General features: G+C 62.0%; 21 protein-coding genes and 1 tRNA gene. 9 read left to right on the top strand and 13 right to left on the bottom strand.

The genetic code is table 11. The features are described from left to right. Positions 1-50: 50 nt before the first annotated feature. Positions 51-1259: a hypothetical protein gene (locus AB8A33_RS08750; RefSeq protein WP_439092388.1), complete on the bottom strand. Its 1209-nt coding sequence runs from the start codon at positions 1257-1259 to the stop codon at positions 51-53. 240 nt (positions 1260-1499) lie between these two features. On the opposite strand from AB8A33_RS08750, the gene AB8A33_RS08745 reads away from it, so the two are divergent. Together AB8A33_RS08745 and AB8A33_RS08740 are read left to right on the top strand one after the other, a co-directional pair. Continuing rightward, positions 1500-1745, top strand: a complete 246-nt coding sequence (locus AB8A33_RS08745) for a zinc-finger domain-containing protein (RefSeq protein WP_092146933.1) — start codon at positions 1500-1502, stop codon at positions 1743-1745. Between the two features lie 9 nt (positions 1746-1754). Then, positions 1755-2921, top strand: coding sequence for an FAD-dependent monooxygenase (locus tag AB8A33_RS08740; RefSeq protein WP_439092387.1), 1167 nt, complete (start codon positions 1755-1757; stop codon positions 2919-2921). A gap of 10 nt (positions 2922-2931) precedes the next feature. Here the strand turns inward: AB8A33_RS08740 and AB8A33_RS08735 are convergent, their stop codons facing one another. Beyond that, complete coding sequence (locus AB8A33_RS08735) at positions 2932-3339, bottom strand: twin-arginine translocation pathway signal (protein ID WP_439092386.1); 408 nt, start codon at positions 3337-3339, stop codon at positions 2932-2934. A gap of 82 nt (positions 3340-3421) precedes the next feature. After that, positions 3422-3508: transfer RNA gene (locus AB8A33_RS08730), tRNA-Leu, on the bottom strand. Positions 3509-3803: 295 nt separating this feature from the next. Here AB8A33_RS08730 and AB8A33_RS08725 point away from each other — a divergent pair. Both AB8A33_RS08725 and AB8A33_RS08720 read left to right on the top strand, forming a co-directional pair. Further along, the gene (locus AB8A33_RS08725; protein WP_439092385.1) at positions 3804-5189 is read left to right on the top strand and encodes an HlyD family secretion protein; all 1386 of its coding nucleotides are present in this window, start codon (positions 3804-3806) and stop codon (positions 5187-5189) included. Then, on the top strand, positions 5186-7132 hold the full coding sequence (locus AB8A33_RS08720; protein WP_439092384.1) for a glycosyltransferase family 2 protein: 1947 nt from the start codon (positions 5186-5188) through the stop codon (positions 7130-7132). The genes AB8A33_RS08725 and AB8A33_RS08720 overlap by 4 nt, the downstream gene beginning before the upstream one ends. A 45-nt stretch (positions 7133-7177) precedes the next feature. Here the strand turns inward: AB8A33_RS08720 and AB8A33_RS08715 are convergent, their stop codons facing one another. The 8 genes from AB8A33_RS08715 to AB8A33_RS08680 all read right to left on the bottom strand — a co-directional run bounded on the left by AB8A33_RS08715 (position 7178) and on the right by AB8A33_RS08680 (position 15034). Beyond that, positions 7178-7942, bottom strand: coding sequence for a DeoR/GlpR family DNA-binding transcription regulator (locus AB8A33_RS08715; RefSeq protein WP_439092383.1), 765 nt, complete (start codon positions 7940-7942; stop codon positions 7178-7180). A gap of 146 nt (positions 7943-8088) precedes the next feature. Next, positions 8089-9090, bottom strand: a complete 1002-nt coding sequence (gene pdxA, locus AB8A33_RS08710) for a 4-hydroxythreonine-4-phosphate dehydrogenase PdxA (protein WP_439092382.1) — start codon at positions 9088-9090, stop codon at positions 8089-8091. Continuing rightward, positions 9087-10349: a four-carbon acid sugar kinase family protein gene (locus AB8A33_RS08705; RefSeq protein ID WP_439092381.1), complete on the bottom strand. Its 1263-nt coding sequence runs from the start codon at positions 10347-10349 to the stop codon at positions 9087-9089. Before AB8A33_RS08705 ends, pdxA begins: the two co-directional genes overlap by 4 nt. A gap of 1 nt (position 10350) precedes the next feature. Then, positions 10351-11379, bottom strand: coding sequence for a 2-keto-3-deoxygluconate permease (locus AB8A33_RS08700; RefSeq protein ID WP_439092380.1), 1029 nt, complete (start codon positions 11377-11379; stop codon positions 10351-10353). A 286-nt stretch (positions 11380-11665) separates the two neighbouring features. Beyond that, entirely contained in the window at positions 11666-12622 is a 957-nt protein-coding gene (locus AB8A33_RS08695; protein WP_439092379.1) for a PDR/VanB family oxidoreductase, read from the bottom strand. Continuing rightward, positions 12619-13140: an MOSC domain-containing protein gene (locus AB8A33_RS08690; protein WP_439092378.1), complete on the bottom strand. Its 522-nt coding sequence runs from the start codon at positions 13138-13140 to the stop codon at positions 12619-12621. The genes AB8A33_RS08695 and AB8A33_RS08690 overlap by 4 nt, the downstream gene beginning before the upstream one ends. An 89-nt stretch (positions 13141-13229) precedes the next feature. Further along, the gene (locus AB8A33_RS08685; RefSeq protein ID WP_439092377.1) at positions 13230-14549 is read right to left on the bottom strand and encodes an MFS transporter; all 1320 of its coding nucleotides are present in this window, start codon (positions 14547-14549) and stop codon (positions 13230-13232) included. A gap of 137 nt (positions 14550-14686) precedes the next feature. Continuing rightward, positions 14687-15034, bottom strand: a complete 348-nt coding sequence (locus AB8A33_RS08680; RefSeq protein ID WP_439092376.1) for a RidA family protein — start codon at positions 15032-15034, stop codon at positions 14687-14689. Positions 15035-15363: 329 nt separating this feature from the next. Between AB8A33_RS08680 and AB8A33_RS08675 the strand changes: the two genes are divergently transcribed. Next, a complete protein-coding gene (locus AB8A33_RS08675) occupies positions 15364-15927 on the top strand; it encodes a helix-turn-helix domain-containing protein (protein WP_068736144.1) in 564 nt (187 codons plus the stop codon). A gap of 109 nt (positions 15928-16036) precedes the next feature. On the opposite strand, the gene AB8A33_RS08670 is transcribed toward AB8A33_RS08675, so the two are convergent. Both AB8A33_RS08670 and AB8A33_RS08665 read right to left on the bottom strand, forming a co-directional pair. Continuing rightward, positions 16037-17662, bottom strand: coding sequence for an ABC transporter substrate-binding protein (locus AB8A33_RS08670; protein ID WP_439092375.1), 1626 nt, complete (start codon positions 17660-17662; stop codon positions 16037-16039). 397 nt (positions 17663-18059) lie between these two features. Continuing rightward, positions 18060-19679: an ABC transporter substrate-binding protein gene (locus tag AB8A33_RS08665; RefSeq protein WP_439095889.1), complete on the bottom strand. Its 1620-nt coding sequence runs from the start codon at positions 19677-19679 to the stop codon at positions 18060-18062. Between the two features lie 330 nt (positions 19680-20009). Between AB8A33_RS08665 and AB8A33_RS08660 the strand changes: the two genes are divergently transcribed. The 4 genes from AB8A33_RS08660 (at position 20010) to AB8A33_RS08645 (ending at position 24911) form a co-directional block, all read left to right on the top strand. Continuing rightward, positions 20010-21143 (top strand): M20/M25/M40 family metallo-hydrolase, encoded by a 1134-nt coding sequence (locus tag AB8A33_RS08660; protein ID WP_439092374.1) that lies wholly within the window; start codon positions 20010-20012, stop codon positions 21141-21143. Positions 21144-21389: 246 nt separating this feature from the next. Beyond that, entirely contained in the window at positions 21390-22331 is a 942-nt protein-coding gene (locus AB8A33_RS08655; RefSeq protein WP_149530998.1) for an ABC transporter permease, read from the top strand. A gap of 13 nt (positions 22332-22344) precedes the next feature. Continuing rightward, positions 22345-23229 (top strand): ABC transporter permease, encoded by an 885-nt coding sequence (locus AB8A33_RS08650; protein WP_149530999.1) that lies wholly within the window; start codon positions 22345-22347, stop codon positions 23227-23229. Beyond that, complete coding sequence (locus tag AB8A33_RS08645) at positions 23226-24911, top strand: ABC transporter ATP-binding protein (RefSeq protein ID WP_439092373.1); 1686 nt, start codon at positions 23226-23228, stop codon at positions 24909-24911. Before AB8A33_RS08650 ends, AB8A33_RS08645 begins: the two co-directional genes overlap by 4 nt. Positions 24912-24927 lie beyond the last annotated feature (16 nt).

Below are 24927 nucleotides of genomic sequence, written 5' to 3'. Positions count from 1 at the left end.
ACAGAATTCCGTTTTGACTGAGAGAATGAATGTGGTGGGAAGCGCGCAGTTTACCCGTGGACGAGCACCGGCGCCAGTGAGTGAGCCGGCGCCGGATGGCGGAGAGCCATGTCCCTGAGTAATGCGTCCTTGCGTGAGATGTCCTGCAGCAGAGCGTCCTGTCGTACCGCCAGCTCACACTGCGCCCGCTTCGCCTTGGAGCGCTGCAGCCACGACCAGGTGATGCGCTCGGTGGTCGCCTTGATCGACACGACAAATCCGAGCAGCGCGAAAAATGCCCAGAACAGCCACATCGACAGATTGAACGCGCCCGCCGCCAGCAGCAGCGCGCCGCGGCCGAACATCTTCATGATGGCGCGGGTCTGGCCGCCTTTCACTTCGGCGAGCCGCGCCGCGCGCGTGACGTCCTTCGGGCTCTGGGCGATACGCAGCGTATCCAGCGCGCCGCGCGTGCCGGCCTTCTCGCCGACGCGGCCGACATCCCCGGCGAGGCGGACGATGCCGCCGGCCTTTTCGGTGCGGAACGCGGCTTTCACCGCCGTGATCGTCTTGCCCGGCTGCAGCACCGAGGCATCGGCCACGGCGGCGCGCAGCATCGGTCCGTCCACCACGCCGCGCGCCGAGCGCGCTGCCCAGGTGGTGAGCCCCTCGCCGATCCGGCCGACCTTGCGCGCATCCTTCACCAGCGTGAGGCCCGCGCGCACGGGCGCGACGCCGCCAACGCTCACATAGGTCGCGGCGGTAACAGCGAGGCCTGCGGCAGCAAGGCCGAGAATGAGGTGATCGGTGTCCTCACCCATCGCCATGTGCTTGCCCTCGCGCACCACGTCGCGGATATCGCCGAACACAAAGAGGTCCCCGGCCACAGTACCGGACAGGCTGCCGACATCATCGGCAGTGCCGGTGACAAAGCCGGTCGCAAAGCGGCTGGCGAAATGGGAGGCGGAATTCTCGTCCGCAACCGCCTCGGTCACGCGCCTGGCGAGGTCGTCCGGCAGTTGAACATTTCTGGCAGCCGCAACGTCGGCAAAGCTCTTGGCGAGGTCGGCATCCTTGGCCGCGAGGGCGTCCTCGATATTGCGGGCGAGCACCGCGGGATCATTCCGCAATGCAGAGCTGAGTTGCGCATCGGCCAGAGCAACCGGGTCATCCTGCGCGGCCAGCACGGCGCCGGCATCGCGGGCATGCGGCCACAGCAGCAGTCCAGCGGTCGCGCAGACCGCTACCCCCGTCAAAGCTGTATCGAGCCGGAACCACATCGCGGAAAAACCCTATTCATCCCTATTCCTGCACCTCTTTAGAAATGGTGCGTCACTTCGTGGACACAACTGCCCCGACGAAAGAAGGGCTATTCGGAGACACCCGAATTGTGTCGAATTTCCACGAATGAATGACCCCTGCGCGGTCTAGGAATCATGGTTCCGGACCAGTATGGTGCGCCGCACTGAATGGCGCGCCGGCTCATACGCCCGCGGCTGTTGCGAGCAAAGGTAGAGAAGATGTCCGACCACGTGGTTCCGCACTTTCACAATGACGCCGGCGTTCCGATCATCGAGATCGGCTCGCAGGAATTCATGTGCGTGGGTGCCAATCCACCGTTCGATCATCCGCATGTCTTCCTCGACCTTGGCAACGACAACGAGATCATCTGCCCGTATTGCTCGACACTGTACCGCTTTGCCGCCGATCTCGCTGCCGGCCAGTCGCGTCCGCCGGAATGCGTGGTGAAAGACAAGGTTGCCTGATCTCCGGCCGTGACGGCCCCGCGCACCATCGTCATTGCTGGTGCGGGCATCGGCGGACTGACGGCGGCGCTGGCGCTGGCCGCCCAGGGTTTTCGAGTCCTCATCTGTGAAAAGACCGGACGGCTTGAAGAAGCCGGCGCCGGACTGCAGCTCTCGCCCAATGCGACCCGCATACTGATCGGCCTCGGCCTGCAACCGCGCCTTGCGCCCCATGTCACGACGCCGGCCAGTGTGAGCATCATGACCGCGCGCAGCGGTGGCGAGGTGATCCGCCTGCCGCTCGGCAGCGCCCGCGATGACGCCCCCTACTGGCTGGTGCATCGCGCCGATCTGCAATCGGCATTGCTCGGCGCAGTCACCGCGCATCCCGACATCGAACTACGCCTTGGCTGTCCCGTGGAAAGTTTCCGCGCAATGCCCGCTGGCATTGCCGTCAACGACGAGTCTGCGCTGGCCTTGATCGGCGCCGACGGCGCATGGTCGACCGTTCGGCGACAGGTGTTTCCCGAAACGCGACCGCAATTCTCCGGCCTGATCGCCTGGCGTGGCACGCTGGAAACGAACCGGTTGGACAGCGACCTGGTCCCCCATGGCGTCCAGCTCTGGATGGGGCCGAAGGCCCATCTCGTCGTCTATCCGGTGTCATCGGGCGAGCGAATCAACATGGTCGCGATCATGCCCGGCGCCGTGATGCAGCCCGGCGGCAGCGATGCCGGCGACGCCAGCGAGATCAGCCGACATTTTGCAGCGTCGCGCTGGCCAGCCAATGCACGCGCCATGATCGACAGCATCGATAACTGGCGGCGCTGGCCGCTGTTCACGATACAGGACGGCGGCATGTGGCACGAGGGATCCGTGGCGCTGCTGGGCGATGCCGCCCATGCGATGCTGCCTTTCGCCGCGCAGGGCGCAGGCATGGCCATCGAGGATGCGGCGGTTCTGGCGGAATGTCTCGGCGCGGTCGGCGACGATACGGCAGCGATTGCGCCTGCACTGGCGCGCTACGCCCAGCTACGCCAGCCGCGCGTGGCCCATGTCCAGCGCACTGCCCGGCAATCCGGCCAGATCTATCATCTGCGCGGGCCGATGGCGCTGGCGCGCGATCTGACGATGCGCGCGCTGGGCGCAGGACGTCTGCAGGCGCGGCAGCACTGGATCTATAACTGGAAGCTTTGAAGCGGATGGCTCAGGAACGCGCGCCGGCCCGCGGGCGCGGTGCAGCGGGAGGCGGCGCGACCGGCGCGCTCGCAACACACTTGCTCTTCTGCCAGTTCTCTTCCGCCAGCTTGGCCTGCGCCCGCGTGGAGATGTAATCGTTGCGATAGGCGAGTTCGCTGACCACTGCCCCGCCGGCGCCGGTCTGGGCCTTGTCGATCAACCCCTGCAACTCGGCCGTCCGCGTCGCAAGCGTTTTGCGCTCGGTCTCGAGCTGCTTGCAGTCATACAGGTCGTATTTCGCGGGATCGACGAAGGCGCCCGACACCATGCCATCGCCCATGCTGGCGCAGCCCCCGAGATATCCGGCCAGAACGAGCAACGACGCCATCGCAGCAGCGCGCGTCGGCAGGCGGAAACGGGATGGAGCAACGATCATCGGGACTTTCTAGCCGGGCAGGATTGAAGTTGCGTAAAGCAGCCGCCGGTGGCCGGATTGAGGCCGAAGTTCCCCTGAAGGCTGGTGCGGACGGCGGGAATCGAACCCGCACGACGTTGCCATCGAGGGATTTTAAGTCCCTTGCGTCTACCAGTTCCGCCACGTCCGCCCTATTGATCTGCATAGCTTTTTCGCCCCGGGCCAGCAAACGTTTTCCAACCGAAACCGTTGCGGTTTCGTGAGATCCCGACAGTTGCGTCAGCGCGGGCGCAGCGTTCGGTGCTGAAGGTATCGGGAATAGCGGCTGTTCGGAGGATGGTACTCCGAGATTGCTGCAGTTTTATCGAAAGATGCGGGGTCTACCTTAGCGAGCTCTTAAGCGGGCGCACACTCTACTCACCTGACATGGAATCGCTTCGAAGGACCGAATTGGTCCGCTCTCCGACAATTCGGGCTCGGCTGCCATGGATCGTGCGCAAAAGACTCAATTTTCCTCCGGGTTCGCCTCGTCATCCGTTGTCGAGGACGATGTCGTCGAGGAAGACGTCCAATCCTTCGATCCCGGCGCCAGGGGTTTGCAGCGCGATCTGGAAGATCGACTGAAGCCGGATATCGACGAGCCGGCAAACCGCAGTTCGCCTGATCCGACAACGCCTCCGCGCTCATACAGCACCGTTCGGCGGGTGCTGAAGATCGCTGCCGGTCTCACCATTGTCGCCGTGTTCGGATGGCTGCCACTCAGGGCAATCCTGCAGACCTCCAGCGTGGAGGCGGTGGTCAACGCCAGGCTCGTGACGCTGAGGTCGCCGATCGATGGCGAAGTCAGTTCGAAGCCCGGCCGTTCGACTACGTCGAGCGCAGTGAATGAAGGTGACCTCCTTCTTCGCGTCGTGAATGCGCGGGGCGATCGAAACCGGCTGGATGATCTAAGACGACAGATGTCGCGACTGGACAATGAGCGTCCAAGTCTGGCGACCAAATTCGCCTCGGCTCAAGCCGCGCAGCAAGATCTCGCGCGGCAGGCCTCCCAATTCAAAGAAGGCCGTACCCTCCAACTGGAAGCACGCATCGCTGAAATACAGTCGGCGATCGAAGCCGCTGCGTTCCGGCGGGAAGAAGCGACCGCCGCCGTAGAGCGGGCATCGTCGCTGATCAAGTCGGGCAGCGTTTCCAGCGTGGAATTCGCCCGCTTGACCCGGGAACAATCGATCGCCCAGCAAACCGAAATCGGTGCCCGCCGAAGACTCGATGCCGCCAAGATCGAGCTCATTGCCGCGCAGAAGGGCACGTATCTGGGCGATAGCTACAATGACCGCCCGAGTTCGGTCCAGCGCGAAGAAGAGATGCGGCAACGTGCGAATGATCTGAAAGCCGATCTGGCGCACGCCGATGCCCAGATCGCGTGGCTCGCGAGCGAGATCGCGTCCGAGCAAATGCTCTATGTCAGCCGATCGGAAGCGGACATTAAGGCGCCCGTGACTGGCCGGATCTGGGAGATGATGACGTCGCCAGGCGAGGATGTCCGGGCCGGACAGCCATTACTGAAGCTACTTGATTGCAGTGGCGCTGTCGTAACGGCGAATGTCACCGAACGTGTTTACAACAGGCTCAGGCTGGGCAATCAGGCGATTTTTGAACCAAATGACGGCAGTCCGGCGATCAAGGGGTCGCTCGTGAATCTCACTGGCGCGTCTGGTGCGCCCGCGAACCTGGCCATCAATCCCGACACGCTTAACAAGGAACCCTATCGCGTGACGGTCTCGATGCCCAATCTCGATACCACGGGCAAAGACTGCGCAGTGGGGCGCACGGGACGGGTCGTATTCAATCACGACACGTCAAAACCATGATCTCAGCCTTCGCACCAGGCATCGCCACTCTCGGTGCTTGTCTCGCGATCGCGCCGATGCTGAAGCGCGACAGCACGTTCGCCCGATCATTGATGACCGGGATATCCGTCATTCTGCTGATCCGATACTTCACGTGGCGCGTCACGCAGACGCTTCCGCCGCTCGACTTTACCGCCGACTCTCTCGTCGGATACCCCTTCATGCTGGCTGAGGCTGGCTCGTTACTTGCCGTCTGCCTGTCAATGCTGTTTCTCAGCCGAACGATTGATCGCTCTGCCGACGTAGAGGTTGCAATCAAAAAAGTCGCGGCCGCCGCGCGGGTTCCGCTCGTCGATGTTTTCATCTGCACGTACAACGAAGAGCAAGCGATCCTCGAACGCACGATCATCGGCGCCACGGGACTGGAATACGGCAATTATCGTGTCTGGGTCCTGGATGACGGACGACGGCTATGGCTCAAACGCCTGACCGAAGTACTTGGCTGTCATTACCTGACTCGTCCGGACAATCAGCATGCAAAGGCAGGTAACATCAATCACGCTTTGCGCCATGTAGCCGGATTACAAAACAAACCGGAATTCGTGGCCATCCTGGATGCCGACTTCGTCCCTCTGCCGGAGTTTCTCACGCGCGCGACCAGTTTGATGGAAGACAAGACCATTGGCATTGTGCAGACGCCGCAGCACTTCATCAATCCAGATCCGATTCAGTCCAATCTGGCCGCCACCGAGGTGTGGCCCGACGAGCAACGTTTCTTTTTTGATATTCTGATGCCGGCCAAAGACGCCTGGGGCGTTGCTTTCTGCTGCGGCACTTCCTCGGTGATCCGCTTTTCAGGCCTCATGGAGATCGGTGGATTCCCGACGGACTCGGTGACCGAGGACTATCTCGTCACGTTGCGTCTGAAGGAGCGTAATTATCACACGGTTTATCTGAACGAACGGCTTACGCTGGGATTGGCGCCCGAAGGCCTCAAGGAGTACATCACCCAACGCGGTCGATGGTGCCTCGGCTTCATGCAAATCGTGAGAGGCCGAAGCGGGCCCTTTTCATCGCAATCAAGACTCGCCCTGATCGACCGGCTTTCGCTCGTCGACGCTTTCATGAGCTGGGCCGGCGCTTATGGAACGAAGATGCTTGGCCTGATCGTGCCGTGGCTCTATCTCCTGTTCGGGATCAAGGCGATTTACGCCGATCTCTCCGAACTGTTGGCATACTTCCTGCCCTTCTACGTCTGGCATGCATTTACGATGACCTGGATTTCCCGCGGTCGCTCGCTGGCGATTATGACGGACGTCTCGCAGTACATCGCGGCACCAGCGGTCCTGAAAGCAATCATCACGGGCCTGGTCAAACCAAAGGGTCACAAGTTCAAGGTCACCGCCAAAGGTGGCGATCGCAATCAGAGGTTCATCGAGTGGCCGCTTCTGCGACTTTATGGATCGGCGCTGCTGATAACCATGCTGGCGATCGCTTACGCTTTCATTATCGATCTGAAGGGAGAGAGCATTGCTTACGGCGGACTAGCGCTTGGCTGGAGCTTGTACAACTGCGTCGTCCTCGCGATCGTGTGCTTCATCTGTATCGAGCAGCCTCGCCGTCGGAAGGCCGAGCGATTTGAGCGCGATGAGCCCGTCCTCATTCACGAGGGCAACGACTCGCGGCTGGTTCGCATGGCAGACATCTCGATAACCGGTGCTCGGTTTATCGATCCTGCGCCGCCGCAGGTGGGGACTGTTCTCAAGTGCAATGTATACGGTCAGAATGTGTCGGCAACGGTCATGCGACGAACGAGCGATGGTTTCGGTGTTCGCTTCGAAGAGGCAGCCGCAACGCGAATTCGGGTCGTACGCGCGTTTTACGCAGGAGAGTATGTTCGCGCTTTTCACGGTGTCCGAGCAGTCCCAGTTGGCAAAGCCTTACTGATGCGACTGTTCAATTGAACCATGGCCGTATTGGCACGGCGCCCGAACGGGCCTACGGCCGCGCTATGCGCCCGCCACGACGATATGCGCCCCTGCACTCTCCATCAGCCTGCGCTGATCAGCCGAGGCACCGGCGCCCGTCACAAGCGTCCAGCGCGGCGGCAGCGGTGCCCAGGCGTCCTGTTCGGCGCGGCCGAGCTTGCCGGCGTCGGCGAGTACGATGACATCCTTGGCCTGCTGCATCATCAGCGACTTCAGTGCGACCTGATCAAGGTCGGCCTCGCACAACCCGCGGCCACTCACCACGCCATCGGCACTCATGATCGCGCGGTCTGCCGTCAGGCGGCGCAGTCCCTCGCTGGCCAGCGGCCCCATGGTGCTCATGCTGGTCGAGCGCAGCGCGCCGCCCAGCACCACGAGTTCGATAGCCGGCGCCTTGGCGAGAAACGGCAGCAGCGCGATATTGTTGGTGATGATGCGCAGGCGGCGCTGCAACAGCAGCTTGCCGAAAGCCGCAACTGTCGATCCGGCATCCAGGATCAGCGTGTCGCCATCCTCGATCAGGTCGATCGCGGCACGCGCGATGGCCTGTTTTTCCTTGCCCTGAACTGAGATTCGCTGATCGAGCGTCGTCTCCGCGACATGGCCGGTGAGAATCGCGCCGCCATAAGTGCGGCGCACCGCGTTGTTCTTCGAGAGATGCTGCAGGTCGCGCCGCACGGTGGACCCGGACACACCGAAGCGCCGCGCGAGATCGTCGACATCGATCTCGCCGGCGTTCAGGGCGTCCAACAGGCGGGCGTGCCGCTCCTTGCTGCGCATCGACATGGATGTCCCTGCCCTCTCATCACACTCGTCATTCCGGGGCGTCGCCGCACCTTCGCGGCGACGAACCCGGAACCTTGTCATGGCTAGAGCACAACGGGATTCCGGGTTCGCGCGCAAGAGCGCGCGCCCCGGAATGACAGCCGGTATCAGGCCGCCTTGGATCCCGGTGCGAGATCCACTGCCTGCCGCAAGGCCTCGAGAAGGCTGCGCTCATCGGCAATGCCCTTGCCGGCGATGTCGAAGGCGGTGCCGTGATCGACCGAAGTGCGGATCACCGGAAGGCCGACCGTGATGTTCACGCCGGATTCCAGACCCAGCACCTTGATCGGGCCATGGCCCTGATCGTGATACATCGCCACCACCATGTCGTAGTCGCCGCGCCCTGCGAGAAAGAACAGCGTGTCGGCCGGCAGCGGACCGCGGACGTCCCAGCCCTTCTTCTGGCAGGCTTCGACGGCGGGCGTGATCTTCTCGGCTTCCTCGCCATAGCCGAACAACCCGTTTTCACCGGCATGCGGATTGATGGCGCAAACGCCGATCTTCGGATTCTTGATCCCGGCCTTGACTAGCACTTCGTGGCCGCGCGTGATGACGCGCTCGACCAGACCCGGCTCGATCTTCTTGATGGCGTCGATCAGACCGATATGCGTGGTCACGTGAATCACGCGCAGCTTCGGCGACACCAGCATCATCGACACTTCAGGCGTGCCGGTCAGATGCGCGAGCAGTTCGGTATGACCGGGATATTTGTGGCCGGCCGCATGCAGCGCTTCCTTGGACAGCGGCGCCGTGCAGATGCCCTGCGCGATGCCGGCCTGAACGATCTCGACAGCCTTCTCGATGAAGCGATAAGCCGCCTCGCCTGCGATCGGGGAGTTCTGTCCGAACGGCAGGTCATCGGGCACGATCTTCAGATCCACGCACTGGACGTTTTTCGACGCGAAATTCGCCGCCTTTGCATCACTGAGCGAGTCGACACCGATCTTGGCACCGACGATCTCGCCGGCCTTGCGCAGGCGATTGGCATCGCCGATCACCAGCGGATTGCACATCGCGAGCATTTCCGGATGAGCGAAGGCCTTCATGATCACTTCGGGCCCGATGCCTGCGGGATCGCCCATGGTGATCGCAATGGTCGGACGGGTCATGTGAAGCTTCCTTGAGTTCGGACGGTGTGAAGACGTTCGCGAATTTTGATCAGGCTGTTCTCGTCACCGAAGGCGCCGGCCTTGGTGGCGATCGGAACGGACAATGCGCCAAGCGTAAGACCCAGCGAGACGCCGGGCTCGATCTCGTCGGCCAGACGGATGCCGTTGACGCCGAAGCGCGACAGCAGCGCCGCTGCGGTTTCGCCGCCGGTTGCGGCAAAGGCGCCGATGCTGGACGCCACGGGCATCAGAGCATCGGCGAGATTCTGCGCGAGCTGCGGGCCGAGCGACATTTTCGGATTATCATCCATCACGATCTCGACCAGGACATCGCCGCCTGCGGTGAGCCCTTCGGTCACGCGCTTGGCCAGCGCCGCCTGCCCGGCCTTGTCGCCGAGGAGAACCTCAGGCGTGACCGGGAGATGGGTGACGGTGCCGCTCGCCACCAACTTGCGCGCTGCGGACCGCGATGCACCGGCGAGCGAGCCGACAACGATCAATGTGCCATATGCACTGGGCGGAATTTCCAGCGTCTCGACAGAGCTAGCATCATCGAGCTCAGCCAGCGCATGCGCGAGGCCTGCACTGCCGATGAACAGCGTCGCCGGTGAAATCTTCAGACTGGCTTCCGCGATCCGATGGAGATCGTGCTCAGTCTCCGCATCGCAGATCGCAACGACGCTGTCGCCGGATGCGATACGCGCAAGATGCGCCTTGAGATCGCCGCCGCGAATGGTCCCAAGCAGCACCTTCTCGCTGCGAATACCAGCCGAGGTCAATACATCAGCGATGTCGGCATTGTCGTAGGTGTGATCGCGCTTCCAGACCTCGGCTTCCTCAAGCGGACGACCATTGACGACGACGCGGCCATCGATGGTGGTGCGGTTGGTCGCGGGAAAGGCCGGCGCGAAGATGCCGAAGGCCGAACCGGACTGCGCCTTGAGATGCGCCAGTGCGGCTGCCGTCTCGGAGGCCGGCTGTCCGCGCAGCGTGGAGTCGATCTTCTTGAACAGGAGCCGACCCGGCTCCATCAACTGTCGCAATATGTCGGCGTGCCGACGCGCAGCGGCCTCGGCCGTGAGGCCGCGGCTCGCTGCATCATAGGAGAGAACAGGATGCTGGCGATCCCCGGCACTTGCCCCGGCACTTGCGATCTCGCCCCAGGTCACGGCAGCCGCAAGGCCCCGACGACCGAAGGCGATAGCGCAGTCCGCTGCACCGGTGAGATCATCGGCGAGGATCAGCCAGCGCTCCGTCATCTTAGTGCCCAGCCACTGGTGCGACTGATGCGACGCTTGGCGCGGCAGGCGTCGTCGCCTCCGCTTCCGGCTCGACATCGCGGCCGACGATGCCGGCAACCCACGAGGTCAGGATCGGCGTCAGGATCGCAGTCACGACAACGCAGGCCGCAATCAGGATGGTCGCCGGGCCGGCAGCAGCCGCATAGGCCGGATTGGCCGCAGCGACGATCGCAGGCACGGCCGCCGCATTGCCGGCGGTCGATGCCGCAGCAACACCCGCAACGCCGTTGCCGCCGGTAAGACGGTCAACGAAGAACAGCGGGATGCCGGTCACGATCACGACGGCAACGCCCATACCCACGCCGAGCAGACCCGCCTGCCAGACCTGCGTCAGGTTCAGGCCGGTGCCGAGCGCGAAGGCGAAGAACGGGATCATCACAGGCACAGCCTTGCTGAGGAAGTCGCGCAGTTCGCGGTCGAGATTACCAAGGATCATGCCGGCCACCAGCGGCAGGATCGCGCCAACAAGTGCGGGCCACTGGAACGACGACAGGCCGGCAACGCCGAGCGTCACCATGGTGAGGAACGGACCGCTTTCCAGCGTCATGATGCTGTAGGCACCGACGTCGCGCGGACGGCCATACTGGCCCATCAGCGCCATGTAGAGACCGCCATTGGTGTCGTTCATGGCGGCGACGATCGCCAGCGTCGACACGCCTGCGAAGATGCCGGCTGTGACCGGAGCTTCACCGAGGAAGCGGCCGAAGATCAGGCCCAAGATAATTGCGGTGCCGACCTTCACGATCATCAGGGCGCCGCCCTTCTTCACGATGTAAGGCGTCGCCTTGAAGTCGATGCTCGCGCCCATGCACACATAGAACACGGCGAGAATGCTGAGGGCGCCGCCGGAGAACAGCGCGCCAGTGAAGGAGCCGAAGAATTTCGGGGTGTTGGGGGCAAAGGTCGCGAACAGCGCGCCGATCAGCAGCGGCACCGTCATCATGCCGCCCGGTACCTTCTCAATCGCCCGCTTAATTGGAATCTGCATGGTCTATTTCCTTCCCGCGTCCTGCGCGTCACTGATTATTCTGCGCAATTTCCCTCAGGAGCCCCGCGCACATCGCCCAATATGCGCAAATTGCGCAGCCATCAAACACTTTTTGCGCAAATTGCGCAATTTCTAAAAATTAGTTAAGTGCCCAAGGTATGTCCGTAAGCCATCCAAAGCGGGCGCTTCGCTGACCGGAACGTCGAGCGTTGCCATGCGCGGGATCAAACGCAAACAGGCGGCAACGGATGACCGTTGCCGCCTGTTTGGCCGCCAGATCAGGACGTCAGAGATCGAGAACCAGGCGATCCCCTGCGGAGCCTGCCACGCAGACCAGGAGGCTGCGTTCGCGTTCAGCCGGCGACAGCACGCGGTCGCGATGCACCGGCTGTCCTTCGAGCCAGTCCACCTTACAGGAGCCGCAGATGCCGCCGCAGCAGGATGCCGGCACGTCGATGCCAATATCTGTCAGCGCCGACAGCATGGTCTGCCCGGCAGCCACGGTGATTTCCCGGTTCGATTTTGCGAGTGCGAGCACATAGGGCTTGGCGTCGGGATCGACCGGCAGCGGCGGCGGCACGAAGCGTTCGATATGAACGCGATCGGCAGGCCAGTCGCGTGACGCCTGTTCGAAGTCGTCGATCATGGAATCAGGACCGCAACAGGCGAGCGCGACATCCGACAGCGGCCGGCCGACCAGTGCCGCGATATCCGGGCGCTGCCCGCTCGACGTGTCGTGAAGCACCAGATGACCGGACTTGCGCAGCGGCGCTAGCAATGCGGCCAGCGGCGGCTCGCCGCGCGCAATCATGTGCAGCGTGAATTTCGAGCGGCCCATGCGCTTGAGCCAGGCCGCCGCCGACAGGAACGGCGTCACGCCGATGCCGCCGCCGACGAAGGTGAAGCGTGTGACCTCCGTGGACAGATCCAGCCCGCCGCGCGGCAGCGTCACGCCGATGGTGTCGCCGACCTTGACCTCGTCATGCAGCACGATCGAACCGCCCCGCCCGTCGGCCTCGCGTTTCACGGCAACGACGTAGCGCTTGTCATCGGCCGGATCATTGCAGAGCGAGTAGGTCCGGACCAAGCCGCCCGGCAAATGCAGGTCGATATGCGCGCCCGGCCGGAACGGCGGCAGCTCCCAGTGATCGGGATCGATCAGCGAGAACAGTTTGATGCCCTGGCCCCCGTCCTCGATCTTGTCGATGATGGTCCTGACCTTCGTGATCGGCATCGCGCTCATTGCATGTTCCGCACGGCATCGCCGACGCGCACGGTGCCGCCCTGCAGAATCCTGCAGTTGAGGCCCGAGCGGTTGATCAGCGGGTCGAAGATCGCCTTGCCGGTGATCTCCTCGATATGCCGGCACGGAATCGAGAGCCGCGTCGACTCCAGCAGCGTTTCGCCGAGCCAGAACTGACGGCCGACAAGATGCGTCAGCGGCACGCCGGACACGGTGACATTGCGGCGATGTTCCTCGGGACCGAGATCGATATTGTGATCGCGCTTCAACGCCACCAGCGTCTCGTATTCAAACAGCGTGACCTGTCGCCCTTCTTCGGGCTTGTGCGAATAGAACCCCTCCTCGCGGCCGATCATGTAACGATCGCCTTCGATGCCCCGGCCGGCGACCAACGTGAGTTCGGGCATCTCGCGCATCGGCAGGAATGCGCGCGGCGTGATGTGGAGATAACGCACCACGCCGGTCCATGACGGAACCACAGCGCCAGATGCAGGTTTGGCAGTCAACGTATCGAGCATCGCTCAACTCCTTCTGCGGATGAGATCATCGCAGCGATTGATGGGCTGGAAGGACATGGGGCGACAGGCGCGCTGCCGCCCCGCAGCCGTCAGGTCAGTTCCTTGTTCGCCATTTCCGGCGCAAAGGACGTCGCGATCGCGGTGATGCAGGCGCAGAAGATCAGGAACACCGACACCGGCCAGGTCGCACCCGCCCAGGTCATCAGCGATGCCGCGATCAGCGGGCTGAGACCGCCCGAGATAGCCGCGCCGACCTGGAAGCCGAGCGACGCACCGCTATAGCGCAGCTTGGCCGTGAACAGTTCCGAATACCAGGGCGCGCCGATGCCGAACATCACCATCTGGCCGAAGGAGATTGCGACAACGATGGTCAGGATCACGATGGTCGGATCGCGGGTATCGAGCAGCCAGAACATCGGGAATGCAAAAGCGGCACAGAACGCGCAGCTCGCATAGAACATCACCTTGCGCCCGACCTTGTCCGACAGCCAGCCGAAGAACGGAATTGAGAACAGCGCAACGAAGGATGCGATGAAAGCGCCGTTCAGCACCAGCCCGCGCGACAGGCCGAGCTTCGACGTCGCATAGGACATGATGAACACGCCGGCGATCGAGGCATAGGCGATTTCCGAGATCTTCAGGCCGACGGCGGTGAAGAACGGACGGCGGTGATACTTGAAGATGTCGACGATCGGCATCTTGGCGACTTCGTTCTTGGCCTTGATGGCGCGGAATGCGGGCGTCTCTTCCATGCTCATGCGAATCCACAGGCCGACGCCGACCAACAGAATCGAAATCAGGAATGGAATGCGCCAGCCATAGCTCATGAAGTCTTCTTCAGGCAGTTGCGAGACAAGCGCGAACATGCCGATGGCCGCGAGATTGCCGACGGGATTGCCGACCTGCACCATGCTGCCGAGGAAGCCGCGTTTATGCGTCGGGCAATTCTCGACCACCATCAGAACCGCACCGCCCCACTCGCCGCCGAGGCCGATGCCCTGCAGGAAGCGGAGTGCGATGAGCAGGATCGGCGCTGCGATGCCGATCTGGGCGTAGGTCGGCAGCAGACCGATCGCGAAAGTGCCGAGGCCCATCACCATGATCGTAATCGCAAGCATCGCCTTGCGGCCGACACGGTCGCCATAGTGACCGAAAATCGCAGCACCCAGCGGGCGCGCGAGGAAGCCGACGGCATAGGTGCCGAAGGCCGCGATAGTCGCGAGCGCGGGGTCGCCGGCGGCGAAGAACACCTTGTTGAACACCAGCGCGGTGGCCGCACCGTAGATCAGGAAGTCGTACCATTCGACGGCGGTGCCGATCACGCTCGACCAGACGATCTTGCGCATGGCCGCGTCGTCGGGATTCTCCGACACGGCGGTGACTGTGTTGAATTCTTCTGCGACGGTCATGTTCACTCCTTCAAAAGACATGTTCAGTTTCAGGCGCGTGGGCTCGTTCCGTGCCGCGACATCTCGCGGCGCAGTCCGGGTCTTCTCGTGAACTTTCGCTGTTGCTTCAGTCGCCTCAGCGCAGGCATCGGTGGCGCTTAAGGAATGGCAGCGATGGCTGCGATCTCGACGCGGATCGACGGATTGGCGAGCCGCGCTTCGACGCAGGCGCGTGCAGGCGATGCGCCGGCCGGCACCCATTCATCCCAGACCGTATTGAAAGCCGCGAAATCGCCGATGTTGGGCAACCACACCGTGGCGCTCAGGATCGATGACTTGTCGGTACCTGCTTCGCTCAGCAGCGCATCGATCTTGGCGAGCACTTCGGAGGCCTGCGCTTCGACGCCGACGGACAGATCGTCCGGCACTTGTCCTGCGAGATAAACGAGACCACCATGAACAGTGGCCATGCTGAGCCGCTTGCCGGGTTTCAAACGCTTGATCATATATCTGCCTTCGTGTCGTTTTCTGAGGACATATTCCCGTCATCAAAATCCAACAGGTTTACTGACAGAAATCAACGTCACGAAAATCGGCATCTGATGCCTAAATCGGCAAAAGGCAGCCGATGCACATAACGAAGGCGAAAAATCAGCATTTCCCGGCACTTTTGCCTAAATTATCCTTGCCCGTGCTGGAAATATCTGCAGCAATGTTTTCCTGTAGAAACACTCCGGCATCGCTCTGGAGCTCTTTCAAAGAGATCAGCGAGACGGCCCTTCCACCATCGCCGCGCGCCCTCTAAAAGAACAAGCACCTCATCAGGAGATCGACGTTGCTCGACGTCAGCAAGAATGCGGTTGGCTTCAATCTGCGCCAGCTACGCACCACCAAGGGACTGACGCTGGATCAGCTCGCCACCCAGAGCGAACTGACGCGCGGCTACATTTCCCTCGTCGAGCGCGGCCTGAAAACGCCGTCGGTCAATGCGCTGCTGCGCCTCGCCGCTGCGCTCGACGTCAACGTCACCTATCTGTTCGATCCCAATCCGACGCCGGCTCCGCGTTACACGCTGTTCCGGCAGGACGAACAGCAAACGCCCATGCAGGATGACGGCGTCGATCTGCTGGCGCTGGCTGCGGGACGCACACGCAAGATGATGGAGCCGTTCCTGATCCGGCCGCCGCTGAAATTCGCGCCGCGCGCATCGCATGCAGGCGAAGAATTCCTGTTCGTCATATCAGGCAAGATGGCGATCAAGATCGAGGACGAAGAGATCGTCCTGAAGAAAGGCGACTGCTTGTACTTTTCCGGCGAGACGCCGCACTGGGTGCGCAGCATCGGCAAGCCCAAGGCCGACGTGCTGCTCGTAGTGTCGGCGGCATCGCCCGAGCGGTAGTACCGGCCCATCCCCGTCATTGCGAGGTCGTTCGCAAAAACAAAAGCGCCGGCCTGATCACTCAGGCCGGCGCTCTCTTATTCAAACCAAGCCGCCACAGCGGCGCCGGTTATTCTTTCTTGTCGATGTTCCAGAACACCGGAGTGGCGGCGCCCGGCAGCACGCCGGTCAGCGATTTCCGCCATATGCTGGGGACCTGGTATTCGCCAAGCGGCAGATACGCGACCTGCTCAAGGGCACGGGCCTGAACTTCCGCAGCAATGGCCTTCTGTTCTGCAGGCGTCGATGCCCGCGCATACTTGTCGCGCAGCTCTTCGATCTTGGCGTCCTCGAACCAGCCGAACCAGCCGCCATTCTTGCCGCGGCCCGAGATCGAGACGTTCGAGACCGGATTGAGAATGTCCGCACTGACCCAGTTGGTGAAGAACATGTTCCAGCCGCCCTCCTTGACGGGCTTCTGGCTGGCGCGGCGGGTCACCACGGTCTGCCAATCGGTCGCCTGCACTTCGACCTTGAAGCCGGCATCGCGCAACAGCTGCGCCGCCACGATCGGCTGCGCCTTCAGCGTCGATACGTCGGTCGGCGCCATGATGACAACGGGCGTGCCATCATAACCGGATTCGGTCAACGCCTTCTTGGCTTCCGCCATACCGTTCCCCTTGACCAGGGTTTCCGCACCGACATCAGCGGCGTTCGGTGTGTTGCAGCCGAACATCGCACCACAGACCTTCATGTATTCGGGATTGCCGACCAGAGCATCGAGTACCGGCTTCTGGTTCATCGCAAGGAAGGCCGCGCGGCGAACCTTAACGTTGTCGAAAGGAGGCAAAAGGAAGTTCATGCGACCCAGAGTCTGGTAACCGAGCGTATTCAGGACCTCGATCTTGAGATCCTTGTCCTTGACGAGAATCGGCAGCAGGTCGTAGGGACCGTTTTCCATGAAATCGATGTCGCCGGACTGCAGCGCGTTCACCGCGGTCTGCGCATCGGGCATCGTGACCCATTCGACGCGGTCGACCTTGACGACCTTGCCACCGGCCGCCCAGCTCGCAGGCTCGGAGCGCGGCACGTAGTCCTTGTTCTTCTCATAGACCGCCTTCACGCCGGGCTGGAATTCAGCCTGCACGAACTTGAACGGACCCGAACCGACCTGCTCCGGAATAGCCTTGCCGGCGGGGGTCTCGGCGAGGCGCTTCGGCATCATGAACGGCACCAGCGAGGACGGCTTGGCAATCGAGTCGAGCACGAGGCCATAGGGCTCTTTCAGCGTCAGCACGATGGTCTTGGCGTCGGGCGCCTCGAGGCTCTTGGTGAAGTCCATGAGCTTCTGGCCCATGCCGTCATTGCGGCCCCAGCGCTGTAGCGAAGCGACGCAATCTTCCGCAGTGACAGGCTTGCCGTCATGCCACTTCAGGCCGTCGCGCAGCGTGAAGGTGTAGACCATCTTGTCATCGGAGACCTTGTACTCCGCCATCTGCGGCTGGACTTTGAAGTTTGCGTCCGTCGCCAGCAGCGTGTCGTAAACCATGTAACCGTGATCGCGCACGATATAGGCCGTCGTGATGCCGGGATCGAGCACGCGCAAATCGGAATGCATCACTGCGGTGATGGTCTTGCCCGCAGCATGCGCGGGCGACGACAGTACCGGCAGCGCGAGCGCAACGGCTACCGCCAGACCCGGTAGCGTCAATTTCGTGAAGGCCGCAGAACGCTGCCAACGTGACATGTAGGACATTCGATCTCTCCTGACTTGAAACTGACCATCGGTCGATGATTGCTTGTGCAACGCGATAGAAATTTAGGCGCGACCACGCGTTGCCTTTATCTTTTAGACATCAAAGACTTGCATCAAGCGTGATGCGCGTCAATCGCGTTTTCCACGCGCTACATCCACATGCTGCAGAAGGCATTCCAATGCACATCGTCAATTTGCAAAGGAGATTGCCTGCTGCTGCCAAGTCACGCACGCAGCCAACGGCATGCTCGACCCCGCTGCACGCGACATGGCAATCATGGGTGCGACCATCGAACGCATCACTCGTGGAGAGGTCATTCGCAAAAACAAAAAACGCCGGCCTGATCACTCAGGCCGGCGTTTGTTACTTCACACGGACCGCCGCAGCGGTGCCGGGTTAGTCCTTCTTGTCGATATTCCAGAACATCGGAATGGCAGCGCCCTGGGTGACGCCGGTTAGCGAGGTGCGCCAGATGCTCGGCACCTTGTATTCGCCGAGCGGGATGTAGATCACCTTGTCGTAGATTTCCTTCTGGATCTCGGCGGCGAGCTTCTTCTGCTCTTCCGGCGTGGTCGCGCGCGCATATTTGTCGCGCAGCACTTCCAGCTCGGCATCTTCGCTCCAGCCGAACCAGCCGCCATTGCTCTTGCCGCGGCCGGAGGTCGCGACATTGCTGATGGGATTGAGAATGTCGGCGCCGACCCAGTTCGAGAAGAACATGTTCCAGCCGCCTTCCTTGACGGGCTTCTGGCTCGGACGACGGCTGAGCACCGTCTGCCAGTCGGTGGCCTGCACCTCGACCTTGAAGCCGGCATCGCGGAGCAGCTGCGCCGCAACGATCGGCTGCGCCTTCAACGTGGTCACATCGGTCGGCGCCATGATCACCACCGGCGTGCCGTCGTAACCGGCCTCAGCGAGCAGCTTCTTGGCCTCTGCGAGACCGTTGCCCTTCACCAGGCTTTCCGAGCCGACATCGGTGGCATTCGGCGTGTCGCAACCGAACACGGCGCCGCAGACCTTGTAATATTTGGGATCGCCGACCAGCGCATCCAGCACCGGCTTCTGGTTCATTGCCAGAAATGCGGCACGGCGAATCTTCGGATTGTCGAAGGGCGGGTTGAGGAAGTTCATGCGGCCGAAGGTCTGGAAGCCCAGAGGGTTGAGCACTTCGATCTTGAGCTCCGGGTCCTTCGCCAGGACCGGCAGCAGGTCGTAGGGACCATTTTCCATGAAGTCGATGTCACCCGACTGCAGCGCATTCACCGCGGTCTGTGCATCGGGCATGGTGATCCATTCGACGCGATCGACCTTCACCACCTTGCCGCCGGCCTGCCAGTCGGTCGGCTCGGAGCGCGGCTTGTAGTCCTTGAATTTCTCGTAGACCGCCTTCACGCCGGGCTGGAATTCAGCCTGCACGAACTTGAACGGACCCGAACCGATCTGCTCGGAAATCGCCTTCCCTGCCGGCGTTTCGGCGAGACGCTTCGGCATCATGAACGGCACCAGCGACGACGGCTTGGCGATGGAGTCGAGCACGAGGCCGTAGGGCTCCTTCAGCGTCAGTACGATGGTCTTGGCGTCGGGCGCCTCGATGCTCTTGGTGAAGTCCATGAGCTTCTGACCCATGCCGTCATTGCGGCCCCAGCGCTGCAGCGAGGCGGCGCAGTCTTCCGCGGTCACCGGCTTGCCGTCGTGCCACAGCAGGCCGTCGCGCAGCGTGAATGTATAGACAAGCTTGTCGTCGGAGACCTTCCAGTCGGCCATCTGCGGCTTGATCTCGTATTTCGAGTTCATGCCGAGCAGCGTATCGTAAACCATATAGCCGTGGTCGCGGACAATATAGCCGGTCGTGATGCCGGGATCGAGCACGCGCAAATCGGAATGCATCACTGCAGTGATGGTCTTGCCTGCAGCATGCGCGGGCGACGACAGCACCGGCAGCGCGAGCGCAACGGCGACCGCCAGACCGGGCAGCGCAAATTTCGTGAAGGCCGCAGAACGCTGCCAACGTGACATGTAGGACACTCAATCTCTCCTGACTGGAATCTGATCATCGATCGATGATCGATTATGCAACGCGATAGAATTTTAGGCGCCTTCGCGTATTGCCTTTATCATTTAGGCTTCAAAGGCTTGGCATCAAGCGTGGTGCGCGTCAATCGCGTTTTCCACGCGATACATCCACACGGTGTAGAATGCATTGCAATGCACATCGTCGATTTGCAAAGGCGATTGCGCTGCTGCTAAGTCATGCACGAACTCTCGCCAACGAACTCTGGAAATGTGCGCACGCACGGAGCGCCTTAGTCATCCGTGACGAAATTCTCATCCAAGAGGAATGACTTGATGAACCCCGCCGAACTTCCATTTGATCTTGAGAACATGTTGCAGGGCCTGCGCACCTGGGTCGAATGCGAGAGCCCCACTTGGGATGCGAACGCGGTTAACAGCATGCTCGATCTCGCGGCGCGCGATATGCAGATCATGGGTGCGACCATCGAGCGCATCGCGGGGCGTCAGGGATTCGGCGGCTGCATCCGCGCACGTTTTCCACACCCGAAATTCGGCGAACCCGGCATCCTGATCGCGGGCCATATGGATACCGTTCATCCCGTTGGCACCATCGAAAAACTGAAGTGGCGCCGCGACGGCGAACTTTGCTACGGCCCTGCGATCTGCGACATGAAGGGCGGTAATTATCTGTCGCTGGAAGCGATCCGCCAGCTTATGCGAATCTCCTACACGACTCCGCTGCCGATCACCGTGCTCTTCACGCCGGACGAGGAGGTCGGCACCCCCTCGACGCGCGACGTCATCGAAGCCGAGGCCGCGCGCAACAAATATGTGCTGGTACCGGAGCCCGGCAGCGCCAACAACGGCGTCACGTCAGGCCGCTACGCCATCGCCCGCTTCAATCTCGAAACCATCGGACGCCCCAGCCATTCCGGCGCCACGCTGTCGAATGGCCGCTCCGCGATTCGCGAAATGGCGAAGAAGATCGTGCAGATCGACGAGATGACCGGACCGGATTGCACATTCAGTGTCGGCATCGTTCATGGCGGACAATGGGTCAATTGCGTTGCCTCATCCTGCACCGGCGAAGCACTGAGCATGGCCAAGCGCCAGGAAGACCTCGATGCCGGCGTTCAGCGCATGCTCGCTCTCTCAGGTACTGAGAATGACGTGACCTTCAATGTGACACGCGGCGTCACCCGCCCGGTGTGGGAACCCAATGCAGGAACCATGGCCCTGTTCGAGAAAGCCAAGGCCATCAACGCAAAGCTCGGCCTGCCCGAACTGACCCATGGCAGCAAGGGCGGCGGTTCGGACGGTAATTTTACCGGCGCGATGGGTATCCCCACCCTCGACGGCCTTGGCGTTCATGGCGCCGATATGCACACGCTCAACGAATATATTGTTGCGCAGAGCCTTGTTGACCGCGGCCGCCTGATGGCGGGATTGCTGGCAACCCTCGATTAATGCAACGTCGCCCGGTTCGCGCCCTGCATCGCAGGCGTGAACCGGGGGATGGCACAGGACTTGCTACCATTACGTTTAAGTTTAGCGAACTTCGGGTTGAGGCAAGTTGCGACAGTGAATCATTGTTTCTCGAGAAATCTATGCTTTTCGCGGACCATGACGATCAAGAGCAGCGAGCCCGTGACGTTTCCGGTTGACCGACGCGGTCCAGTTACGTTCGATCAACACCACCACTAGGAAAGCGCCATGCTCGGATACCTCATTCGCCGGATTCTTGCGGCCATACCCGTCATGGGCGTGGTGGCCCTATTTGTCTTTCTGCTGCTTCGGCTGACGCCCGGCGATCCTGCCGCGATCATCGCCGGCGATAACGCAACGCCCGAGCAACTCGACCGCATCCGGACGCAGCTTGGCCTCAACGAACCGCTCTACACGCAGTTTTTCAGCTGGGTCTGGCGGCTGTTGCATGGTGACTTCGGCACCTCGCTGATCTCCAACGTGCCTGTGCTGCAGATGGTCAACCAGCGCATCGAGCCCTCTTTGAGCATTGCATTGTGCGTGATGCTGGTTTCGATCCTTGTTGCGATCCCGCTCGGCGTCATCGCCGCATGGAAACACGGCACATGGATCGACCGTTTCGTGATGGCGCTGTCCGTGATCGGCTTCTCCGTGCCGGTATTCGTGATCGGTTACGTGCTGGTCCAAGTGTTCGCGATCGAGCTACGCTGGTTTCCGGTGCAGGGTTTCCGCAGCATCTCGCGTGGCTTCGGGCCGTTCTTTGAGCGCATCACGCTGCCGACCATCGCGCTGTCCTTTGTCTATGTCGCGCTGATCGCGCGCATGACCCGCGCGGCGATGCTCGGGGTGCTGGGCGAAGACTATGTCCGCACCGCGCGCGCCAAGGGCATCAACGAGAGCGGTGTGCTGTTCCGCCACGCGCTGCGTAACGCCGCCGTGCCGGTCATCACGGTGATCGGTACCGGCTTCGCGCTGCTGATCTCCGGCGTCGTCGTCACCGAAAGCGTGTTCAACCTGCCCGGCATCGGTCGCTTGACGGTCGATGCCGTGCTGGCGCGGGATTTTCCCGTGATCCAGGCCATGATCCTTTTGACCTCGGGCGTTTATGTCGGGGTCAATTTGCTGATCGACCTTGCCTACGCACTGCTCGATCCCAGAATTCGTTACTAGGAATCTGTATCTCATGGCGATCGAATCCCTTCCCAACCCGGCCCTCCCCTCCCGCAGCGGTCCGTCGTTCGGCTTTCTCACCGCGACGCCGATCATCGCCGTGGCGACGATTTGCCTGACGCTGGTGATCCTGTCGGCGATCTTCGCACCGTGGCTGACGTCGCACGATCCGCAATTGCTGGCACCCGCCTTGCGGCTGAAGCCGGCCAGTTCGGAATATCTGCTCGGCACCGACGCTTATGGCCGCGACGTGCTGGCGCGCATCCTCTATGGCGGTCGCATCTCGCTCCTGATCGGCCTCGGCGCCGCCGTCACCAGTATCGTCATCGGCCTGTTCATCGGCCTATTCTCGGGCTTTTTCAAATTAGCCGACGCTGTGATGATGCGTGTCATGGACGGCCTGATGGCGATGCCCGGCGTGCTGCTGGCCATCGCCGTCGTGTCGCTGTCAGGCGCCACCCTGACGACGGTGCTGATTGCGATCACTATTCCGGAAATCCCCCGTGTCGCGCGGCTGGTGCGTTCCGTGGTGCTGTCGGCGCGTGAGGAGCCCTATGTGGAGGCGGCGATCTCGCTCGGCTCCAGCATGCCGAAGATCATGTTGAAGCATCTGATGCCCAACACGGTGGCGCCGCTGATCGTCCAGGGCACCTTCATCGCCGCATCCGCTATTCTCACCGAGGCGATCCTGTCGTTCCTCGGCGCCGGCATCAGCCCGGAAACCCCGACCTGGGGGAATATCATGGCCGAGGGTCGCGCCTTCTTCCAGGTCAAGCCGTCGCTGATCTTCTGGCCGGGACTACTGCTCTCGATTGCCATCCTCTCCGTCAATCTGATCGGCGACGCTGCCCGCGACGCACTCGATCCCCGCATGCAACAGCGTGAGGCCGGCAAGTGAGTGAACTAGTGAATCCCACCGTGAATACCCGCCCCATCGCACTGGAAATCGAAAACCTCGTCGTCGGTGTCGGCAAGAGCGGCGCCGGCAAGAAGATCATCGACGGCATTTCTCTCCAGGTACGCCAGGGCGAAACGCTCTGCGTGGTCGGCGAAAGTGGCTCAGGCAAATCGGTGACCTCGCTCTCGACCATGGGCCTGCTGCCGCGAGATTCTCTCAAAGCCATCGGCGGTAGCATCAAGTTGGTCGGCGAAGATGTGCTGCAGGCCAGCGATCGCCGGCTGCGTCAACTCCGCGCCACGACAATGGCGATGATCTTCCAGGAGCCGATGACGGCGCTCAACCCTGTCGTCCCGGTCGGACGGCAGATCGACGAAGTACTACGCACCCACACCAGTCTCGGCGCCAGCGCCCGCCGTGCGCGCATTCTCGACATGATGGAGCAGGTGCGGCTTCCCGATGTGAAGCGCATCTTCGCGTCCTATCCGCACCGCCTGTCGGGCGGCCAGCGCCAGCGCATCATGATCGCCATGGCGCTCGTGCTGGAGCCGAAACTGCTGATCGCCGATGAGCCGACGACAGCGCTCGACGTCACCACCCAGGCGCAGATCCTCAAGCTGATGCGCGACCTGCAGAAGGATCACGGCACAGCCGTGCTGTTCATCACCCATGACATGGGCGTGGTGGCCGACATCGCCGATCGCGTCGCCGTGATGCGTCATGGACGGCTGGTGGAAACCGGAGCATTGAAGGATGTTCTGAGCGCGCCCACGCAGGACTATACCCGTAACCTGCTGTCGTCAGTGCCGAGCCTTGTGCCCCGCGCGGCCCGCGAGGAAGCAGGCTTCAATCCCGTCGTGCTCGAGGCCAACGAACTCGGCAAGGTCTATCGCGAGCGTTCTATGTTCGGGAAACCACGCGAGGTCCACGCAGCTCAGGACGTCACGCTGACACTGCGCAAGGGCCGCACGCTCGGCATCGTCGGTGAAAGCGGCTCCGGCAAATCGACCGTGGCGCGCTGTATCGTCCGACTGATCGATCCAACCTCGGGCGGCATCCGCCTCGCCGGACGCGAAATCTCCGACCTGTCACGTCACGCGTTGCAGCCGCACCGCAAGAAGATACAGATCGTCTTCCAGGACCCCTATCGTTCGCTTAATCCGCGCATCACCATCGGCGAGTCCATTTGCGAAGGTCCGATCAATTTCGGCACCAAACATGCGGTGGCAATGGCCAGGGCGCGTGAACTGCTCGAACTGGTCGGTCTTCCACCTGACGCAGTGTCGCGCTATCCGCACCAGTTCTCCGGCGGCCAGCGCCAGCGCATCGCGATTGCGCGCGCGCTTGCCCTCGACCCGGAAGTTCTGGTGGCCGACGAGGCCGTCTCTGCCCTCGACGTCTCGGTACAGGCGCAGGTGCTGCGGCTGCTCGATGACATCCAGACCCGGCTCGGCATCGCCATCCTGTTCATCACCCACGATCTGCGCGTCGCCGCCCAGATTTGCGACGACGTTGCCGTGATGCAGCATGGCCGGGTGGTGGAACAGGGCCCGGCAGCGGAAGTCCTCGCAAATCCGCAACAGCCCTATACGCGCCAGCTGCTTGACGCGGCGCCCGGACGAGGATGGGATTTCGCCAACTTCCGCGCGGTCGATGGCAGCACCACCGTGCCGGCGGCCTGAGCCCATACCAAAACTG

This window comes from Tardiphaga sp. 813_E8_N1_3, assembly GCF_051811025.1.
Lineage (GTDB): Bacteria > Pseudomonadota > Alphaproteobacteria > Rhizobiales > Xanthobacteraceae > Tardiphaga.
Note: the sequence above shows the minus strand (reverse complement) of the source record. Positions and strands in the feature narration are given on the sequence as shown.

What these genes read in the sequence shown, in the direction of transcription:
- pdxA (WP_439092382.1), bottom strand. Translation starts at nt 9,090, where the DNA reads ATGACCCGTCCGACCATTGCGATCACCATGGGCGATCCCGCAGGCATC.
- AB8A33_RS08745 (WP_092146933.1), top strand. Translation starts at nt 1,500, where the DNA reads ATGTCCGACCACGTGGTTCCGCACTTTCACAATGACGCCGGCGTTCCG.
- AB8A33_RS08685 (WP_439092377.1), bottom strand. Translation starts at nt 14,549, where the DNA reads ATGACCGTCGCAGAAGAATTCAACACAGTCACCGCCGTGTCGGAGAAT.
- AB8A33_RS08670 (WP_439092375.1), bottom strand. Translation starts at nt 17,662, where the DNA reads ATGTCCTACATGTCACGTTGGCAGCGTTCTGCGGCCTTCACGAAATTG.
- AB8A33_RS08655 (WP_149530998.1), top strand. Translation starts at nt 21,390, where the DNA reads ATGCTCGGATACCTCATTCGCCGGATTCTTGCGGCCATACCCGTCATG.
- AB8A33_RS08700 (WP_439092380.1), bottom strand. Translation starts at nt 11,379, where the DNA reads ATGCAGATTCCAATTAAGCGGGCGATTGAGAAGGTACCGGGCGGCATG.
- AB8A33_RS08690 (WP_439092378.1), bottom strand. Translation starts at nt 13,140, where the DNA reads ATGCTCGATACGTTGACTGCCAAACCTGCATCTGGCGCTGTGGTTCCG.
- AB8A33_RS08680 (WP_439092376.1), bottom strand. Translation starts at nt 15,034, where the DNA reads ATGATCAAGCGTTTGAAACCCGGCAAGCGGCTCAGCATGGCCACTGTT.
- AB8A33_RS08665 (WP_439095889.1), bottom strand. Translation starts at nt 19,679, where the DNA reads ATGTCACGTTGGCAGCGTTCTGCGGCCTTCACGAAATTTGCGCTGCCC.
- AB8A33_RS08720 (WP_439092384.1), top strand. Translation starts at nt 5,186, where the DNA reads ATGATCTCAGCCTTCGCACCAGGCATCGCCACTCTCGGTGCTTGTCTC.
- AB8A33_RS08660 (WP_439092374.1), top strand. Translation starts at nt 20,010, where the DNA reads ATGAACCCCGCCGAACTTCCATTTGATCTTGAGAACATGTTGCAGGGC.
- AB8A33_RS08650 (WP_149530999.1), top strand. Translation starts at nt 22,345, where the DNA reads ATGGCGATCGAATCCCTTCCCAACCCGGCCCTCCCCTCCCGCAGCGGT.
- AB8A33_RS08715 (WP_439092383.1), bottom strand. Translation starts at nt 7,942, where the DNA reads ATGTCGATGCGCAGCAAGGAGCGGCACGCCCGCCTGTTGGACGCCCTG.
- AB8A33_RS08725 (WP_439092385.1), top strand. Translation starts at nt 3,804, where the DNA reads ATGGATCGTGCGCAAAAGACTCAATTTTCCTCCGGGTTCGCCTCGTCA.
- AB8A33_RS08735 (WP_439092386.1), bottom strand. Translation starts at nt 3,339, where the DNA reads ATGATCGTTGCTCCATCCCGTTTCCGCCTGCCGACGCGCGCTGCTGCG.
- AB8A33_RS08695 (WP_439092379.1), bottom strand. Translation starts at nt 12,622, where the DNA reads ATGAGCGCGATGCCGATCACGAAGGTCAGGACCATCATCGACAAGATC.
- AB8A33_RS08750 (WP_439092388.1), bottom strand. Translation starts at nt 1,259, where the DNA reads ATGTGGTTCCGGCTCGATACAGCTTTGACGGGGGTAGCGGTCTGCGCG.
- AB8A33_RS08705 (WP_439092381.1), bottom strand. Translation starts at nt 10,349, where the DNA reads ATGACGGAGCGCTGGCTGATCCTCGCCGATGATCTCACCGGTGCAGCG.